Source organism: Pseudomonas sp. NUPR-002 (genome assembly GCF_056322725.1).
This window is the reverse complement of record NZ_CM150476.1, coordinates 4,804,612-4,821,679: the sequence shown is the minus strand read 5'-3', so window position 1 is coordinate 4,821,679 and position 17,068 is coordinate 4,804,612. Positions and strand designations below refer to the sequence as shown.

The 17,068-nt window shown below is 59.9% G+C and carries 16 protein-coding genes and 1 tRNA gene; 11 read left to right on the top strand and 6 right to left on the bottom strand.

The features are described from left to right. Positions 1 to 12 precede the first annotated feature (12 nt). From queC to ACVWSC_RS22105, 5 genes are all read left to right on the top strand, one after another. The gene (gene queC, locus ACVWSC_RS22125; protein WP_442109188.1) at positions 13 to 687 is read left to right on the top strand and encodes a 7-cyano-7-deazaguanine synthase QueC; all 675 of its coding nucleotides are present in this window, start codon (positions 13 to 15) and stop codon (positions 685 to 687) included. Between the two features lie 61 nt (positions 688 to 748). After that, positions 749 to 824, top strand: a tRNA-Lys gene (locus tag ACVWSC_RS22120). A gap of 203 nt (positions 825 to 1,027) precedes the next feature. After that, positions 1,028 to 1,921 carry a glycosyltransferase family 2 protein gene (locus tag ACVWSC_RS22115; protein WP_442109187.1) on the top strand — a complete coding sequence of 298 codons (894 nt, stop codon included), beginning with the start codon at positions 1,028 to 1,030 and terminating at the stop codon, positions 1,919 to 1,921. 99 nt (positions 1,922 to 2,020) lie between these two features. Continuing rightward, positions 2,021 to 2,698: a CatB-related O-acetyltransferase gene (locus ACVWSC_RS22110; protein ID WP_442114356.1), complete on the top strand. Its 678-nt coding sequence runs from the start codon at positions 2,021 to 2,023 to the stop codon at positions 2,696 to 2,698. Then, positions 2,676 to 3,332, top strand: a complete 657-nt coding sequence (locus ACVWSC_RS22105; RefSeq protein WP_442114355.1) for a peptidoglycan DD-metalloendopeptidase family protein — start codon at positions 2,676 to 2,678, stop codon at positions 3,330 to 3,332. The genes ACVWSC_RS22110 and ACVWSC_RS22105 overlap by 23 nt, the downstream gene beginning before the upstream one ends. Positions 3,333 to 3,339: 7 nt before the next feature. On the opposite strand, the gene ACVWSC_RS22100 is transcribed toward ACVWSC_RS22105, so the two are convergent. The 5 genes from ACVWSC_RS22100 to ACVWSC_RS22080 form a co-directional block, all read right to left on the bottom strand. Beyond that, positions 3,340 to 4,719 (bottom strand): DUF1254 domain-containing protein, encoded by a 1,380-nt coding sequence (locus tag ACVWSC_RS22100; protein WP_442114354.1) that lies wholly within the window; start codon positions 4,717 to 4,719, stop codon positions 3,340 to 3,342. A gap of 8 nt (positions 4,720 to 4,727) precedes the next feature. After that, the gene (locus ACVWSC_RS22095) at positions 4,728 to 5,138 is read right to left on the bottom strand and encodes a hypothetical protein (RefSeq protein WP_442109186.1); all 411 of its coding nucleotides are present in this window, start codon (positions 5,136 to 5,138) and stop codon (positions 4,728 to 4,730) included. A 102-nt stretch (positions 5,139 to 5,240) separates the two neighbouring features. After that, positions 5,241 to 6,536: an NAD(P)/FAD-dependent oxidoreductase gene (locus tag ACVWSC_RS22090; protein ID WP_442109185.1), complete on the bottom strand. Its 1,296-nt coding sequence runs from the start codon at positions 6,534 to 6,536 to the stop codon at positions 5,241 to 5,243. Between the two features lie 14 nt (positions 6,537 to 6,550). Beyond that, positions 6,551 to 7,639, bottom strand: coding sequence for a polyamine ABC transporter substrate-binding protein (locus ACVWSC_RS22085; RefSeq protein WP_442109184.1), 1,089 nt, complete (start codon positions 7,637 to 7,639; stop codon positions 6,551 to 6,553). Between the two features lie 50 nt (positions 7,640 to 7,689). Then, entirely contained in the window at positions 7,690 to 9,048 is a 1,359-nt protein-coding gene (locus ACVWSC_RS22080) for a glutamine synthetase family protein (RefSeq protein ID WP_442109183.1), read from the bottom strand. A 173-nt stretch (positions 9,049 to 9,221) separates the two neighbouring features. Between ACVWSC_RS22080 and ACVWSC_RS22075 the strand changes: the two genes are divergently transcribed. The 4 genes from ACVWSC_RS22075 (at position 9,222) to nadA (ending at position 13,943) form a co-directional block, all read left to right on the top strand. Then, positions 9,222 to 10,133, top strand: a complete 912-nt coding sequence (locus ACVWSC_RS22075; protein ID WP_442109182.1) for a helix-turn-helix domain-containing protein — start codon at positions 9,222 to 9,224, stop codon at positions 10,131 to 10,133. 92 nt (positions 10,134 to 10,225) lie between these two features. Then, positions 10,226 to 11,095: an isocitrate lyase/PEP mutase family protein gene (locus ACVWSC_RS22070; RefSeq protein ID WP_442109181.1), complete on the top strand. Its 870-nt coding sequence runs from the start codon at positions 10,226 to 10,228 to the stop codon at positions 11,093 to 11,095. Positions 11,096 to 11,147: 52 nt separating this feature from the next. After that, complete coding sequence (locus tag ACVWSC_RS22065; RefSeq protein ID WP_442109180.1) at positions 11,148 to 12,647, top strand: YdgA family protein; 1,500 nt, start codon at positions 11,148 to 11,150, stop codon at positions 12,645 to 12,647. Between the two features lie 237 nt (positions 12,648 to 12,884). After that, positions 12,885 to 13,943 (top strand): quinolinate synthase NadA, encoded by a 1,059-nt coding sequence (gene nadA / locus ACVWSC_RS22060; protein ID WP_442109179.1) that lies wholly within the window; start codon positions 12,885 to 12,887, stop codon positions 13,941 to 13,943. Between the two features lie 79 nt (positions 13,944 to 14,022). Here the strand turns inward: nadA and ACVWSC_RS22055 are convergent, their stop codons facing one another. Next, positions 14,023 to 15,456: a M48 family metalloprotease gene (locus ACVWSC_RS22055; RefSeq protein WP_442109178.1), complete on the bottom strand. Its 1,434-nt coding sequence runs from the start codon at positions 15,454 to 15,456 to the stop codon at positions 14,023 to 14,025. Positions 15,457 to 15,559: 103 nt separating this feature from the next. On the opposite strand from ACVWSC_RS22055, the gene ACVWSC_RS22050 reads away from it, so the two are divergent. Further along, complete coding sequence (locus tag ACVWSC_RS22050; protein WP_442109177.1) at positions 15,560 to 15,799, top strand: sulfurtransferase TusA family protein; 240 nt, start codon at positions 15,560 to 15,562, stop codon at positions 15,797 to 15,799. Positions 15,800 to 15,823: 24 nt separating this feature from the next. After that, positions 15,824 to 16,894 (top strand): AI-2E family transporter, encoded by a 1,071-nt coding sequence (locus ACVWSC_RS22045; protein ID WP_442109176.1) that lies wholly within the window; start codon positions 15,824 to 15,826, stop codon positions 16,892 to 16,894. Positions 16,895 to 17,068 lie beyond the last annotated feature (174 nt).

Sequence of the window (17,068 nt, the reverse complement as noted above, 5' to 3'; positions counted from 1 at the left end):
GGAGTGAATGCAATGACTGAGAAACGTGCGGTAATTCTGCTTTCCGGTGGCCTGGACTCGGCCACTGTGGTGGCCATGGCCAAGGCCGACGGCTACAGCTGCTACACCATGAGCTTCGACTACGGCCAGCGTCATCGTGCCGAGCTCGACGCCGCTGCACGGGTTGCCCGTGACCTGGGGGTGGTTGAGCACAAGGTGATTGGCCTGAACCTGGACGGCATTGGCGGTTCGGCCCTGACCGACAGCAGTATTGACGTGCCTGAGGCGCCGAGTGAGGGTATCCCGGTGACTTACGTGCCAGCACGTAACACCGTGTTCCTGTCCCTGGCGCTGGGCTGGGCCGAGGTGCTTGAGGCGCGGGATATCTTTATCGGTGTCAACGCGGTGGACTATTCGGGCTATCCTGATTGCCGTCCGGAGTTCGTCGAGGCGTTCGAGCGCATGGCCAACCTGGCCACCAAGGCCGGTGTCGAGGGCGAAGGTTTTCGCATCCAGGCGCCGCTGCAAAACTTGAGCAAGGCGCAGATCGTCCAGGCCGGTGTTGCCCGTGGCGTCGATTACAGCCTGACGGTTTCCTGCTATCAAGCCGACGACGAAGGCCGTGCCTGCGGTAAATGCGACAGCTGCCGCCTGCGCGCCGACGGCTTTAAAGCGGCGGGTGTAGAAGACCCAACACGATATTTTTAAATTATTTTGCGATGGGGTGTTGATTTCCTGTTAGAAATCAGTATTATACGCGCCATCCAACGGGTCGTTAGCTCAGTTGGTAGAGCAGTTGGCTTTTAACCAATTGGTCGTAGGTTCGAATCCTACACGACCCACCATACGCTGTAAGTCAAAGCCCGCGTCCTGAAAAGGTCGCGGGCTTTGTCGTTTCTGACTGTTAAAAACTTCGGGCAGTTGAACTGTAGGTCGGCACAGCTCATGACAACGGCGCCGACTTCACGCATCATGGTGCCCAATTCAAATTTGGCTCCAATCAGGAACAGATCCGCTAGCCGGGTCAGGCATGAGGCATGAAGCAACAATGACTGATGGTCGTATCAACGCAGATCCCCAGGCCGCGCCTACACAGCCGCTGGTGTCGATCGTCGCCCCTTGCTACAACGCCGAGAAGTACCTTGAGGTGGCCCTGCAGAGCATTTTTGCTCAGGACTATGGCAACTTCGAAGTAATCATCGTCGACGATGGCTCGACCGACAACAGTGTCGCCATGCTGCGCGCGTTGCAGCAGACCTACGACTTTCAGCTCTTCACCCAGGCCAACCAAGGGGTCAGCGCTACCCTGAACAATGGCCTGGCCCATGCCAAGGGCGTTTACGTTTCAACGCCTGATCTGGACGACATCATGCTGCCTCATTCGATCAGCGTGAGAGCGCGTTACCTCGACGAACACCCTAAGGTCGGGTGTGTGGGCGCACTGATCTCCTACATGGACAGTGACGGTGTCGAGATCAAGACGCAGCACCGCACCAAAGTGAAGAAATACAGCTTCGATGAGATTGTCAGCGGGGCGGTGGTCATGGGCGCGCCGGGGGCGCTGTACCGCATGGAGGCCATGAAGGCTGCCAACTTCTACGACCCGACGATCAAGGTTCAGGACTTTCAGATGACCCTGCGCATCGCCAGCAAGGGTTACGAGGTGCATGAGATACCGGTATGTGTAACACGCTACCGTCGTCACCCCAATAACCTGTCGAAGCGCTTCAAGGTGTTGCTTGATGCCGATATGCGGGCCATGGCGCCGTTCAAGTCCCATCCAGGCTATGAGAAGGGCAGGGCGGTGTTGGTGCACAAAGCGTTGAAGTACGCGGTGGTGTCGGACAAGAAGTACGCCTGGCGCCTGTTGCGTTCAATTCCGCTGAAGCACTACAACCGAACAACGTTCAGGCGCCTGAAGCGCTTGGTGCTGCACCGCTGATGCCCCTCTAATAAAAGCAAAATTGCTGCCAGCAAGGAATCCTGTGTGAAGCTTCTCGACATCCTGAAGAATCGGCGAGAGCGCAAGCGACTGCGCGCGATGGACAAGCTTGAACGTTCGGCCGAGAAAATCCGTCTGCAGTACCCGCGATACACCGTGGGCGTAGGCACCTACGGGATTCCCGAAGTGGTCGAGTTTGGCGACGACGCGGTGCTCAAGGTGGGCTCCTACACCTCGATCGCTGCGGGTGTGCAGATTTTGCTGGGTGGTGAGCATCGCACGGATTGGCTTACCACCTATCCCTTTCCGGCAATGGTCGATGAAGTCAAAGACATCAAGGATTACGCGCCGAGCAAAGGCGATGTGGTCATTGGTAGCGACTGCTGGATTTGCACCAATGCAGTCATCCTCTCCGGGGTGACCATTGGTCACGGCGCGATTGTGGCGGCTGGGGCGATGGTCACCCGTGATGTGCAACCCTTTGCGGTGGTCGGCGGTAACCCCTGCAAGCAGATCCGCTGGCGCTTTGAGGAAGAGGTGCGCACCTTGCTGCTGGAGGCGGCGTGGTGGGACTGGCCGATGGATGAAGTCAAAGCGGTGTCCAGAATGTTGTGCAGCTCCGATCTGGACAGTTTTATCGCCTACATTAAGGGCGCAACGCGTAGCAGCTGCCTCTGCTTGATGTGCGGTCGCAGGCTTACTGGTGTGTGGGAAAGGATGTGGTGTTTTGTTCAGAATTGTTCTGATCGCCCTGATGCTGGCGATATCTGCTTGTAGTTCTCAGCCCCCCAGCCAGAGTGTTTCTGCCAACAAGGTGGTGGCGGGCAGTTACAAGGTTAAGCGTGGCGATACCCTGTATTCGATCGCCTCACGCCATGGCTGGAATTTCAAGGAATTGGCGCGCTACAACGGCATCAATCCGCCTTATGCGGTAAACGTTGGCCAGACCATCCGTTTTGGCGGCGCCAAAACCACTACGCGCCCTGCAACCCGCACCGCGAGCAAACAGAAGCCGGTTGCTCCGGCCTCCAAGGTGACCTTGCGTGGTTGGGCGTGGCCGCTGGAAGGGGCGGTGATTGGCCGGTACTCGGCGGCCGACAAACTCAGCAAGGGCATTCGTATCGCCGCTCGCCAAGGGCAGCCAGTGTTCGCCAGTCTGGGTGGCAAGGTTGCGTTTGCCACCAATATCCGCGGTTACGGCAACCTGATCATCCTTCAGCACGGCACCTCGCATGCCAGTGTCTACGGCCACAACAGCAAGTTGCTGGTCAAGGAAGGCCAAACCGTCAGCAAGGGCCAGAAGATTGCCGAAGCGGGTGACCTGGATGCCGATCGCGTGCAGCTGTATTTCGAGATTCGTCAGAACGGCAAGCCCTTGGACCCGTTGAGCGTGCTGCCTGCTTCCAGCTGAGGGTCAGCTACGGCAACTTCTGAGGTGTCAGCGCTGGCAGTTTCCACTGTCCGCTGGCAACCTGCGGGCCAGGCATGTACAGCCGCAACATGGCGTAAAAGCGCCCGTCCGGCGTCGGCAGCCAGTTGCTCTGCAGGTTGCTCCCGGGTGCTTCGTGCTGCAGGTAAAGGGTCAGGCCGCCGTCCGCATCGCGTTTGAGTTGATCGAGCATCCGTGAGGTGATCTGGTAGCGCTTGAGCGGGTTGTCGATCGGCAGTCGGCTATCGCCGTCGTACAGGGTCAGTGACCAGAAGGCTCGAGCGGGCGGCAATTGGCCTTTGGCAAAGTGCAAGGTGTAGGCGTATGTGCCGGCATCCAGGGGCTGGCCCCGCGCATCGCTGGCGTAGTTCATCTGTGTGGCTTCTTCGACGGAATCACCGAATAGCTCGAGTGCAGCGCCGGCATAGCGGTACAGGTACGGGTTGTCGAGCTGTTCATCGCGGCCAAACAGGTCGGCGTTACTCACTTTATGGGTATCGATAAAGTCCTTCCTGAATGCGGCAAACGCTGCCTTGCCGTCGTCAATCCCCGCCTGCAGCGCCTGGTATTGCTCGGCATCCAGGGTGCTTTCCTCGAACGGCTTGTCGATATCGATGCCGATTTTCCTGAAGCGCTGCAGCAGTTCGCTTTCGCTGTCTTGCGCGGGGGCGAAGGCCATCATGAAGTTCAGGTAACGGAACAGTGCCGGGCTGTCGCTGATGCCGGGCTGTGGCCTGATCCACGCGACAGCCGGCAGGATCGGAGGAGGCGACTGATCGAGGAAGCTGCTCAACGCTTCGACGTTGTAGCCTTGCTGGATCGCCCTGACAGTGCTCAGGTCTGCCTCGTTGAACACTTGGGTGCGGTAGCGGGCATAGACGATCTGGCTGTCGCTGTGGATCACCTTGTCGATGCCGTCAGGTGTGGGCCCTTGCCAGGCTGGCCCGGCGATCAAGAAGTGGCCGCCTTTGTTGCCGCTGCTGCGGGTGCCCAGGTAGGCGAAGTTCTGTGTGTAGAGGTCGATCAGTTGCGTGGAGTAGTAGCGGTTGTCTTCGATCGGCGGCAGGGTCAGTACCTGGGGCTCGCTGCGCAGGTCCATCCATACCCATGAGTAGCGCGTGTCCAGGTTTGGGGCGCCGTCGTTCGTTACGAACACCTCGTCGCTGTTGGCAATCTGGTTGAACGGGGCTTTATAGCCTGGGCTACCCATGTCCACGGCCTGGGTGAACAGGGTCTTGTACATCTCTACTACGGGAAAGCCGTAGAGATAGGCTTCCTTGGCGATCTGCCGGGCTTCGTCGAGGCTGGCATTGAACTCGGCCTGGGCGGTGGCGATCGATAGCAGCAACGCCACAGGCAGGCCCAGCAGTCTTCGTCTCATTGTCTGTACTTGATGACAATGCCTTTGAGTTTGCGTCCTTCAATGGAGTGAATATCGCGGTCCCACAGCGGGCCACTGACGTAGGCGGACACCGGCTGGATGCGGTCATAGACCACCACAACGGCGTCGCCACCGATACTGGCAGCCTGCTCGCGCAGCTTCTGCTCGACCTCGGTAATCGGCGGTGGTGGTTCGACGCTGGCGTCGACGACAATCTCGCCGAGGCGGTCATGCGGGCGCAACGGCTCGGTGCGCAGCACCTCGACCGCGCCGGCGTTGGTCGGGGCAAAATGCGGTGCACCAACGTATTCGGTGGTGCGCGCATCAATGTTGGTGCAGCCGCCAACGGTTAACGCCAGGGCAGCCAGCAGTGCGCCCTGAGCCAGGCGCCAGCGAGCGGTATTCATCTGTCGATTCCCTCCGAAGCCGATCATCGGTTGAGACCAGAACTTAATTGAAAATAGCTGCAATTAAGGTGCTCGCAAGCGGCCGCAGAGAAATCGCTGCACTCAGCCCAGTGCTTCGCGCAGCCGGTACCACATCATCCCCAGGGCCAATAGCGGCGAGCGCAATGCCTTGCCGCCGGGGAAGGTCATGTGCGGTACAGCACTGAAGACGTCCATGCCCTGACTGTGGCCGAGATGAATGGCCTCGGCAAGCAAGCGTGCGGTCCAGTGTGTGACGTTCAAACCGTGACCGGAATAGCCTTGGGCGTAGTACACATTAGGGTGCTGGGACAGGCGGCCGACTTGCGGGAAACGGTTGGCGGTAATGCCGATCTTGCCACCCCATTGGAACTCGATGCGGGTATTGGCCAGTTGCGGGAACACCTTGAGCATTTTCGGGCGCATGTACGCGGCAATGTCCAGCGGGTCGCGCCCGGAGTAATGGCAGGCACCGCCAAACAGCAGGCGTTTGTCTGCTGTCAGGCGATAGTAATCCAGGCCGACTTTCTGGTCGCAGAGTGCCAGGTTCTGCGGGATCAGTTCATTGGCCAGCGCCGGTGACAGCGGCTCGGTGGCAATGATGTAGCTACCGGCCGGTAGCACCTTGCCGCTCAGGCGTGGTTCCAGTTCCTCCAGGTGCGCGTTGCAGCCCAGCACCAGGCTGCCGGCGCGCACACTGCCGTGCGCACAGCGAACCTGCACGGTGCTGCCATGATTGATCTCCAGCACCGGGCTGTGTTCGAAAATCCTCACGCCAAGCGAAGCGGCAACGCGCGCTTCGCCCAGCACCAGGTTGAGCGGGTGCAGGTGGCCCGAGCCGCGGTCAATCAGGCCGCCAGCGTACACCGAGGAGGCGACCACCTCATGCATCTGCTCAGGGCTGACCAGTTGGGTTTCGTGCCGGTAGCCCAAGGCAGCGAGGCTGTGTTGTTCGTCACGAAAGGCCGCGTATTGCGCGGGTGTATTGGCCAGTTCACAAAAGCCCCAGCGCAGGTCGCAGTCGATGTTGTGTTCGCGAATGCGCTCGGCCACCACCTCGACCGAGTCGATACCGGCGCGCTGCAGGTATTTGACGCCGTCCTGGCCGACGTAGCGGGCAAACCCTTCGACCTCATGGCCAATGCCGCGGATCAGCTGGCCGCCGTTGCGCCCGCTGGCGCCCCAGCCAATGCGCCGGGCTTCCAACAAGATCACCGACAGGCCGCGTTGGGCCAGTTCGATGGCGGTGTTGACGCCGGTAAAGCCGCCGCCGATGACGCACACATCGGCAATCAGATCGGCGTTGAGGGCTGGGTGTTCGGGCATCGAACCGACCGATGCCCGGTAGTAGGAGCTGGCATGTTGTGCAGCAGTATTCATTGCGGTGTCCTGGCTCATTTGTTCGACTTCACTTTGCTCCAGGAGCGGGTCATCAGGCGCATGATCGCCGGAGTCGGGGTGTTGGATACGTAGAGCTTGTCCAGCACTTCCTGCGGCGGGTAGATCTCAGGGTTATTGACCAGCTCGGCATCCATGTACTGCTTGGCCGGTGGGTTAGCGTTGGCATAGCCGACCGTGGCACTGACCTTGGCGATCACCTTGGGGTCGAGCAAGTAGTTGAGGAAGGCGTAGGCCTCTTTCGGGTTGCTGGCATCGGAAGGGATGGCCAGCAGGTCAAACCACAGGTTGCTGCCTTCCTTGGGGATCGAGTAGGCCACTTTCACGCCGTTGTTGGCTTCTTTGGCGCGGTTGGCTGCCTGGAACACGTCGCCGGAGTAGCCGAAGGCGACGCAGATATCGCCGTTGGCCAGGTCCGAGACGTACTTCGAGGAGTGGAAGTAGGTGATGTAGGGGCGCAGGGTCAGCAGCTTGGCTTCGGCCTTCTTGTAGTCTTCCGGGTTGCTGCTGCGTGGGTCCATGCCCATGTAGTTGAGCACCGCCGGGAACAGCTCGTCAGCCGAGTCCATGAACGACACGCCGCACTTGCTGAGCTTTTTCAGGTTTTCCGGTTCGAACATCACCGCCCACGAGTCGATGTGATCGACGCCCAGCACCTGCTTGACCTTGTCGACGTTGTAACCGATGCCGTTGGTGCCCCACAGGTAGGGAACCGAGTGCTGGTTACCGGCGTCGTTCTCTTCCAAGGCCTTTAGCAGCACCGGGTCGAGGTTCTTCCAGTTCGGCAATTGCTTGCGGTCGAGCTTGAGGAACGCGCCAGCAGACACCTGGCGCGCGAGGAAATGGTTGGAAGGCACGACCACGTCGTAGCCGGTACGACCGGCCAGCAACTTGCCTTCCAGGGTTTCGTTGGAGTCGAACACGTCATAGATGACCTTGATACCGGTGCTGCCCTGAAAGTCCGCCAGGGTGGTATCACCGATATAGTCGGTCCAGTTGTACACGCTGACACTGGGCTGGGCCTGGGCCACGGCGCTGACCAGCAGCGCCAGGGTTGCACTTGCAACTGTTTTCAATGAACGCATATCGACACCTTTTTTAAATTGTTTTATCGATGTGGGTAACGCGGTATTGCTCAGACGCTGAGCAGCAGGAATTCACGCTCCCAGGAACTGATGACCCGTTTGAAGTTTTCATGTTCGGCGCGTTTGACCGCGACATAGCCACGGACGAACTTGCTGCCCAGGTGCTGCTCGACGCTCGGGCAGTCTTCCATGTTGGCCAGGGCGTCTTCGATGGTGATCGGCAGGCGCAGGTTGCGTCGCTCATAGGCGCGGCCTTGTACCGGGGCGCTGGGGTTGATCTTCTCGACCATGCCCAGGTAGCCGCACAGCAGGCTGGCGGCAATCGCCAGGTAGGGGTTGGCGTCGGCACCCGGCAAGCGGTTTTCCACGCGCATCGCCTCTGGGCTTGAGGTAGGTACACGCAGGCCCACGGTGCGGTTCTCTTCACCCCATTCGACGTTTACCGGTGCCGAGGTGTCGGGCAGGAAGCGGCGGAACGAGTTGACGTTGGGGGCGAACATCGGCAGTACCTTGGGGATGTACTTCTGCAGGCCGCCGATGTGGTGCAGGAACAGCTCGCTCATCTGCCCGTCGTCGTTGACAAAGATCGGCTTGCCGGTGGCGATGTCGACCACGCTCTGGTGCAGGTGCATGGCGCTGCCGGGCTCATCGCCCACGGGCTTGGCCATGAAGGTGGCGGTGACGTTGTGCTTGAGCGCCGCTTCGCGCATGGTGCGCTTGAATACGGTGATCTGGTCGGCAAGGTCGAGGGCGTCGCCGTGACGGAAGTTGATCTCCATCTGCGCCGGGCCGTCTTCGTGGATCAGGGTGTCGAGGTCCAGGCCCTGGGCTTCGCACCAGTCATAGACGTCTTCGAACAGCGGGTCGAATTCGTTGGCAGCATCGATGGAGAACGACTGCCGACCGCTTTCGGCGCGGCCAGAGCGACCCAGTGGTGCCAGCAGCGGCAAGTCTGGGTCTTCGCAGCGTTGGGTCAGGTAGAACTCCATTTCCGGTGCGACGATCGGCTGCCAGCCTTTGTCGGCATACAGTTTGAGGACCTTTTTCAGGACGTTGCGCGGCGACAGCTCAATCGGGTTGCCTTGCTTGTCGAAGGTGTCGTGGATGACGATGGCGGTGGGCTCCAGCGCCCATGGCACCACGTAGACCGCAGCCGAGTCCGGGCGGCAGATCATGTCGATATCGGCCGGATCGAGCAGGTCGTAGTAGATATCGTCGTCGACGAAATCCCCGGTTACCGTTTGCAACAACACACTTTCCGGCAGGCGCATGCCTCGCTCATGCAGGAACTTGTTGGTGGGTGCAATTTTGCCGCGGGCGATACCGGTCAGGTCACTGACCACGCACTCGACTTCGGTAATCTTGTGTTCTTTCAGCCACGCAGACAGCTGATCGAAAGGGGCATTCATAAAGACCTCGTTATTGGTTTTATTACGCGCCAGGACCAGCGTTCAAGGCCGGTATGCCGTCTGGACGACTTCCCCTGCAGCGCGTTGCGGTTTATCTTGGGCGAGCTTTGCACATCCATCTATCCACTTTCTGCAAGACAAAACGCACCAAAAGAGTGCGTAAAGAGCAGCTCATGAGCGCGGAAAATTCGCTTCAAGTACAAGCATTCAGCACTGCCGATGTCGGCGAACAGGTGCGTGCCACGCCCAGCTGGACTCAGCATTACCAGCAGATGTCGCCGGGGCATTTCGCAGGCCAAGTGCGCTGCCTGGACTTGCACGGGGTGGAAATTTACGAAGAGTTCATGAATACCCGGGTCGAGCAGAATTTCAGCGCGCCACCGGGGGCCCTGGCGTTCTGTTTCGACCGCACCGACAACAGCCTGTACCTGCTCAATGGCGAAAGCCGCAACATCTGGATCACCCCGGAGAACTACCAGGAAGTGGCGGTGGTGTTCGGCCCCGAGTTCGTTCAGCGCCATCGCCTGGACATCGGCCGCCTTGAAGGTCTGTTCATGGCGCCACTCAACTCTACGCAGAACGCGCTGTTCGGCCGCTGGCTGAGCAGCACCCTGACGCGTCTTGGGCAGGAGATCGATCCGCCGAGCCGCGAAGCCCTCGCTGAACAGCTGTTCGAAGACTGCTTGTTTATCCTCGATAACGCGTGCATTTGCCTGGATCGTGGCGCTTTGTGGCGGCGTTCGGAAGAGCGCAACATCATGCGCCGGGTGGGCGAGTGGGCCGCCGATTGTCCAGAGGAAACCCTTAACTTGCTGGAGCTGGCGCAGGTTGCCGGGGTGTCGTTGCGTCAACTGCAGCAGGCGTTCAAGGCGTTCACCGGCATGACCCCGGCACATTGGCTGCGCTTGCGCCGCCTGAACAGTGCGCGCCGTGAGTTGCTAGGCAGTCGGGCGGGTTCCAGTACCGTGGCAGAAGTAGCCATGCATTGGTCGTTCTGGCATCTGGGGCGTTTCTCCAGCAGCTACCAGCAACTGTTCAAAGAGTTGCCCAGTGAGACGCTGAAACGAACGCAGCAGCGCACTTGAGCAGGGAAAAGCCGGCTATCTGATGCTGTCGGTCAGAGGGCCTGCAGTGGTATGTTCTCTCCAATAAATGAAGTCGATAAATCGGAAAGACCATGCCAAGAGCCTCCCACCAAGACCTGCGTCGCGCGTTTCGTCAACTCCTTGCTTCTCCCGCCTGTTACCACACGGCTTCCGTGTTTGATCCGATGTCAGCACGTATCGCCGCCGACCTGGGTTTCGAGGTGGGCATTCTCGGTGGTTCGGTCGCTTCCCTGCAGGTGCTGGCTGCACCTGATTTTGCCCTGATCACCCTCAGCGAGTTCGCCGAGCAGGCCACGCGTATTGGCCGGGTGGCCCAGTTGCCGGTGATTGCCGACGCCGACCATGGCTACGGCAACGCCCTGAACGTCATGCGCACGGTGACTGAACTGGAACGTGCCGGTATCGCCGCGCTGACCATCGAAGACACCTTGCTGCCTGCCCAGTTCGGGCGCAAATCCACCGACCTGATCAGCATTGCCGAAGGCGTTGGCAAAATTCGCGCAGCCCTGGAGGCGCGCGTCGATCCGGAGCTGTCGATTATCGCCCGGACCAACGCTGCACTGATTCCGGTTGAAGAAGTGATCGCCCGTACCGTGGCCTATCAGAACGCTGGCGCCGATGCCCTGTGCATGGTCGGCATTCGTGATTTCGAACACCTTGAGCAGATCGCCAAGCACCTGAGCGTGCCCTTGATGCTGGTCACCTATGGCAATCCACAGTTGCACGATGACGCGCGTTTGGCACAATTGGGTGTGCGCATTGCCGTCGACGGCCATGGCGCTTACTTCGCGGCGATCAAAGCAACCTACGACTGTCTGCGCGAACAGCGCCGGATCACCAGTAGCGCCTCGGACCTGAGCGCCACCGAACTTACCCATACCTACACCGTACCGGGCGACTACATCGTCTGGGCCCGTGAGTACATGGACGTAAACGAATAGGCCACCGGCCTTGCTGCAACAACTCTTAACAAATGGACAAGCGGGACAATTCATGAAGAAGACAGTGGGTGTACTTTCAGGGCTCGTGGTTGCCGTGGCCGCAGTGGCGACGGCAGGAGCCTGGTACACCGGTAAGCAATTGCCAGGCGTGCTCGAACAGGCCATGACCCAAGCCAACATTCAGCTCAAGCAATCGAGCGGGGTGGGTGGCAGCATGACCCTGGAACTGACGTCGTTGGACACGCAACTGTTCACCAGTACCGCGCATTACCGCTTCAAGGTCAAAGACCTGATGGTCGGTGATGAACTACAAAGCTTCGAAATGAGCTTTGTCGATCATATGGAGCACGGCCCTTTTCCTTGGTCTCGGGTCAAGTCGCTCAAGCTGATGCCAGCAATGGCCACCAGCAACTTTGCCGTAGAAAAGGACGCCTTCACCGAGGGCCTGTTTGCCGCCAGTGGTGGTGTTGCGCCGCTGTACGGCCAGAGCACCCTGGGTTACGACGGCTCAACCGACGGCACCCTGATCATGCCGCCCATGCAGGTGAGCGAGGCGGGCGAAACCCAGGTGAAGTTCTCCGGGCTGCAGATTCAAGGCACCGGTACTCGCAATGGTGAGCAGGTCACCTTCACTGGCGATTCGGCCAGCCTGTTCCTGAACCTGACCGAGGCGAACGGTACCCCGCTGAAGGTGGAGCTCAAAGACCTCAAGCTGGGCGGCGACATGAGCCGCAGCGCGTACGGTTTTTATGTTGGCACCATGAGCATGGGCCTGGGCGAGGTCAGTGCGTTGCTTGGCCAGGAGGAAAAAGCGCTGCGCTTCAAGCAACTGGAGCAGAACAACGAGTACCGCGCTGACGGCGACAAGTTCTCCGGCAACATGGTCTACAAAATCGGTGACATCAACTTTGATGGCAATCCGATTGGTTCGACCCAGATGCTCTGGAGCGTGAAGAACTTCGACATCCCGGCTATTCAGGCTCTGGTTGCCTGGTATCAGACTCGTCTGCCGGAGTTCCAGGCGGCAGCCCTGGAAGGTGAGGCCTTGCCGTCGTTGCCGATGACCGAGCAGGAAAGAACCCAGTTCACCGCCAACCTGCAACAAGTGCTGGCGGCCAAGCCACAAATCGCCCTGGATGAGTTCTCGTTCAAGACCGCCAACGGTGAAAGCCGCTTCAGCTTGAGCGTGGTGCTGGACAAGCCTTCCTCTCTGGAGCTGCCGCCAGCTGAACTGTACAAGCAGTTGATCTCTCAGTTGCAGAGCAAGCTGCAGGTGTCCAAGCCGATGGTCGGTGACCTGGCCACGCTGCAGGCCCGCCTGCAAGGGCAGAGCGATGCGCAGGTGCTGGCTCAGCAGGCGTCGCAGGCTGGTGAAATGGTCGCCATGATTGCCCAGCAAAGCCAGATGGCCACGGTGCAGGGCAACGATATCCTTGCCAACCTGCACTATGCCAACGGCATGGTGGAGTTCAACGGCCAGAAAATGACCGTCGAGCAGTTCGCCAGTCTCATTATGGCCAACATCAGTGCCATGCAGGGCGCTGAGGGTTGATCACCGGCTCCGGGGCGGCTGTCTGGTCGCCTCGGGGCTTGTTTGACTAAAAAAACCTTTTGAATTCATCCGATTATCTGTAGCCTTCGGCATCCCATAAAAACCCGAGGCCGCAGAAGGTCTTTGGTTCTGCCTGCACTGCCATTGAGCGCCTTGCCTGCAGAGCCTGTAACCGATTTGCCAGGGCTCGGTGATACACTCGACTTACGCGCACAAGCGCCTGCAGGTCCAGCGATCATGACCCAGATTTCCGAACGCCTTTTGGTCCAAGCCCACCTCGACGCCAAGCAGCCCAAGCCGCTGACGCCCGAGCAAGAGGCCGAATACCGCGCCGCCATCGCCGCCGAACTCAAGGCGCAAAACGCGGTGTTGGTCGCCCATTACTACTGTGATCCGGTGATCCAGGCACTGGCCGAGGAGACTGGCGGCTGCGTGTCCGATTCGCTGGAAATGGCCCGATTCGGCAACAAGCACGAAGCCAGCACGGTGATCGTTGCCGGTGTGCGTTTCATGGGCGAGACGGCGAAAATCCTCAACCCGGAAAAACGCGTGCTGATGCCGACCCTGGAAGCGACCTGTTCGCTCGACCTGGGTTGCCCGGTAGAAGAGTTTTCCGCGTTCTGCGACAAGCACCCGGAGCGTACCGTGGTGGTGTATGCCAACACCTCGGCGGCGGTCAAAGCCCGTGCCGACTGGGTGGTGACGTCCAGTTGCGCACTGGAGATCGTCGAGAGCCTGATGGACAACGGCGAAACGATCATCTGGGGCCCAGACCAGCACCTGGGGCGCTACATCCAGAAGCAAACCGGTGCCGACATGCTGCTGTGGGACGGTGCCTGCATCGTTCACGAAGAGTTCAAATCGCGCCAGCTGGCCGACATGAAAGCCCTGTACCCCGATGCTGCGATCCTGGTGCACCCGGAATCGCCTGAGTCGGTCATCGACCTGGCCGATGCCGTGGGTTCTACCAGCCAGCTGATTGCTGCGGCGCAAACCCTGCCGAACAAAACCTTCATCGTGGCCACCGACCGCGGCATCTTCTACAAGATGCAGCAGCTGTGCCCTGACAAGGTCTTCATCGAGGCGCCTACTGCCGGTAACGGCGCGGCCTGCCGCAGTTGCGCGCATTGCCCGTGGATGGCCATGAACACCCTGGAGCGCACCTTGCAGTGCCTGCGTGAGGGTAGCAATGAGATCTTCGTGGAGCCTGCGCTGATTCCACAGGCGATCAAGCCGCTCAAGCGCATGCTCGATTTCACCCAGGCTGCGCGCATGAAGCTGTCTGGTAATGCTTGAGTGATTTATCGCGGGGCAAGCCCGCTCCTACAGGTGTTCACTGTGGGAGCGGGCTTGCCCCGCGATGCTTCTCAAACCCTCAGCGCATCATTTCCTTGATCATCCGCTGCTGCTCCAGCAACTCACGCTGGCGCGCATCGATTTTCGACGCCAACACGTAGTTGTTGCCCGCCCGCCGCTTGGCATAGTCAAGCTGCTGTATCGCCTGATCATAATCGCCTACTAAAGCAAAGTACTCGGCACGGGCCTGGTGCAGGCCAATGGTATTGCCTGACAACCCACGCACCTCGGCCACGTCGTACCAAACATCAGGGTCGTCCGGACGGTTCTTGAGCAAGGCATCCAGGGCTTTCTCGGCGTCCGCTGGGCGGTTCTGCTTGAGCAGCAGATCAATCCGCGCCTGCTGCAGCGGGTAGTTCGCCGGGTACAGCGAGCGCATGCGCTCAACCCGTTGCTGCGCATCGCCCAGGCGGTTGTTGGTGATGTCCAGGTCAACCTGCGCCAGGTTGTAGGTGATGTCGTTGGGGGCCTTGTCCAGCAAAGGCTTGAGCGCGTCGCGTGCTTCGTTCAGGCGTCCGCCTTTGATCAGCGCAATCGCCAGGCCGTAGCGCGCCGAATCGAGGTTCGGGTTTTCATCGAGCTGGGCACGGAAGCGCTTGGCAGCCAGGCCCGGCGTGCCTTCGTAGATCAGTGCAACGCGGGCGCGAATCAACTGATAGCGCTGGCTGTCTTCGGTGCCGCCCTTGGGCGCTTGTTCCGCGCGGTTGCGGGTGTCGGCGATACGCGATTCGGTTACCGGGTGAGTCAGGAGGAATTCAGGCGGCTTGGCATCGTAGCGGTACTGCCGCATTAGGCGCTCGAACATGCTCGGCATGTTGCGCGGGTCGTAGCCGGCCTTCTCCAGGTTAAGGATACCGATGCGGTCGGCTTCCTGTTCGTTCTGCCGGGAGAAGCGCCGTTGTTCCTGAATGGCAGCGGCCTGGGTACCGGCAATCGCGGCGATACCGGCATCACCGGCGCCGGCAGCCGCAGCGACGATACCGGCCAGCAAGGCCGCCATCATCGGCAACTGCATACGCTGCTGAGCCTCGACTCCACGGGCAAAGTGGCGTTGCGACAAGTGCGCCAATTCGTGCGCCAGTACCGAGGCGTATTCGCCTTCGGTCTGGGCATTGAGGAACAGACCGCCGTTGACCCCGACAATCCCGCCAGGGGCGGCGAAGGCGTTGAGTTCACGGCTGTCGATGAGGATGAATTCCAGGCGTCGGTCTTGTAACTGGCTGGTTTCTGCCAGGCGATAGACGCTGGTCTCGACATAATCCTTGAGCTGGGGATCGTTCAGTTGATTGACATTGCCCCGCAGCAGGCTGAGCCAGGCGCGGCCCAGCTGGTGTTCCTGTTGTGGGGAGACAATGGCAGAACTGGCGTCGCCAAGTGACGGCAGGTCGTCGGCATGGCTGGGGAGCGCCATCAAACAGGCCAGCGTCAGCAGGGTGGGGCGCAGTAAATTCATGCACGAAGCTCTGGTCGACAAAGAACCTTACTGTAGCTGGCTCACACGTTGGCGACCAGTGGCGGTATTCTACGAAGCTTGAACGAACCTGCCCGGAGCCCCGATGAGCACTACCCCGACGTATGACGCCGAACTTGATGCCTGCGGCCTGAACTGCCCGTTGCCGTTGCTCAAGGCAAAAATGGAACTCAACCGCCTGGCCAGTGGCGCCGTGCTCAAGGTGCTGGCCACCGATGCCGGATCGCAGCGTGACTTTCGCACTTTTGCCAAATTGGCCGGTCATACGCTGTTGCTCGAAACAGCCGAGGCAGGTGTGTACACCTACTGGCTGCGTAAAGCCTGAGTTTTTCTCTCCTAAGGATTGTTAATGTTCAAGGTGCTTCGCGACTGGATGCAGCGCTACTTCTCGGATGAAGAAGCAGTGGTGCTGGCGGTGTTGTTGTTTTTGGCGTTTACCGCGGTCCTGACGCTTGGCGGCATGCTGGCGCCGGTGCTTGCCGGGATGGTGCTGGCGTTTCTCATGCAGGGGCTGGTCAACGCCCTGGAGCGCCTGCGGGTGCCGACCCGCTATGCAGTGGGGCTGGTGTTCACCCTGTTCATGGGCGCCTTGGCGGTGTTCTTGCTGGTGCTGGTGCCGTTGCTCTGGCATCAGTTGATCACCTTGTTCAACGAATTGCCGGGCATGCTCGGCAAGTGGCAGTCGTTGTTGCTGCTGTTGCCCGAGCGCTACCCGCACCTGGTCTCTGATGAGCAGGTACTGCAGGCCATCGAAGCCATGCGCGGCGAAATCGGCAAATTCGGCCAGTGGGCGCTGACCTTTTCGCTGTCCAGCCTGCCGCTGCTGGTCAACATCATGATCTACCTGGTGCTGGTGCCGATTCTGGTGTTCTTCTTCCTCAAAGACCGCGAAGTGATTGCGCGCTGGGTCAGTGGTTACCTGCCCCGTGAGCGGGCGCTGATGACCCGGGTGGCGGAAGAAATGAACCGGCAGATTGCCAACTACATCCGCGGCAAAGGCATCGAAATTCTGATTTGCGGGGTGGCGACCTATATCGCCTTCATTGCCCTGGGGCTCAACTATGCGGCGCTGTTGGCGTTGCTGGTGGGCTTGTCGGTGGTGGTGCCGTATGTCGGTGCGGTGGTGGTTACAGTGCCGGTGACGTTGATTGCACTGTTCCAGTGGGGCTGGGGTGATCAGTTCATCTACCTGATGGCGGTGTATGCAATCATCCAGGCGCTGGATGGCAACGTACTGGTGCCACTGTTGTTCTCCGAAGCGGTCAGCCTGCACCCGGTGGCGATCATCTGTGCGGTGTTGCTGTTTGGCGGGCTGTGGGGCTTCTGGGGGATCTTCTTTGCGATCCCGCTGGCGACGCTGTTCAAGGCCGTACTGGATGCCTGGCCGAGGCGTGAGCCGGTGGTTGCGCCGTTGTTGTAACCGCATCGCGGGGCAAGCCCGCTCCCACAGAGTCAGTAATTCCAGGTGGGAGCGGGCTTGCCCCGCGATAAATTCCGGCATCAAAACAATTACCCCGGATAGCTTTCGGAACTATCCTACGCACGCTGCCGCCTTTTCGCTGTTGTACGGAAAGTGCATCAGGGCTAATTTCCT

Excerpts from the sequence above, each read along its gene's own strand:
- ACVWSC_RS22065 (WP_442109180.1), top strand. The coding sequence starts at position 11,148 with ATGAAGAAGACAGTGGGTGTACTTTCAGGGCTCGTGGTTGCCGTGGCC.
- ACVWSC_RS22070 (WP_442109181.1), top strand. The coding sequence starts at position 10,226 with ATGCCAAGAGCCTCCCACCAAGACCTGCGTCGCGCGTTTCGTCAACTC.
- ACVWSC_RS22090 (WP_442109185.1), bottom strand. The coding sequence starts at position 6,536 with ATGAATACTGCTGCACAACATGCCAGCTCCTACTACCGGGCATCGGTC.
- ACVWSC_RS22115 (WP_442109187.1), top strand. The coding sequence starts at position 1,028 with ATGACTGATGGTCGTATCAACGCAGATCCCCAGGCCGCGCCTACACAG.
- queC (WP_442109188.1), top strand. The coding sequence starts at position 13 with ATGACTGAGAAACGTGCGGTAATTCTGCTTTCCGGTGGCCTGGACTCG.
- ACVWSC_RS22085 (WP_442109184.1), bottom strand. The coding sequence starts at position 7,639 with ATGCGTTCATTGAAAACAGTTGCAAGTGCAACCCTGGCGCTGCTGGTC.
- ACVWSC_RS22105 (WP_442114355.1), top strand. The coding sequence starts at position 2,676 with ATGCTGGCGATATCTGCTTGTAGTTCTCAGCCCCCCAGCCAGAGTGTT.
- ACVWSC_RS22045 (WP_442109176.1), top strand. The coding sequence starts at position 15,824 with ATGTTCAAGGTGCTTCGCGACTGGATGCAGCGCTACTTCTCGGATGAA.
- ACVWSC_RS22110 (WP_442114356.1), top strand. The coding sequence starts at position 2,021 with ATGGACAAGCTTGAACGTTCGGCCGAGAAAATCCGTCTGCAGTACCCG.
- ACVWSC_RS22080 (WP_442109183.1), bottom strand. The coding sequence starts at position 9,048 with ATGAATGCCCCTTTCGATCAGCTGTCTGCGTGGCTGAAAGAACACAAG.
- ACVWSC_RS22095 (WP_442109186.1), bottom strand. The coding sequence starts at position 5,138 with ATGAATACCGCTCGCTGGCGCCTGGCTCAGGGCGCACTGCTGGCTGCC.
- nadA (WP_442109179.1), top strand. The coding sequence starts at position 12,885 with ATGACCCAGATTTCCGAACGCCTTTTGGTCCAAGCCCACCTCGACGCC.
- ACVWSC_RS22075 (WP_442109182.1), top strand. The coding sequence starts at position 9,222 with ATGAGCGCGGAAAATTCGCTTCAAGTACAAGCATTCAGCACTGCCGAT.
- ACVWSC_RS22055 (WP_442109178.1), bottom strand. The coding sequence starts at position 15,456 with ATGAATTTACTGCGCCCCACCCTGCTGACGCTGGCCTGTTTGATGGCG.
- ACVWSC_RS22050 (WP_442109177.1), top strand. The coding sequence starts at position 15,560 with ATGAGCACTACCCCGACGTATGACGCCGAACTTGATGCCTGCGGCCTG.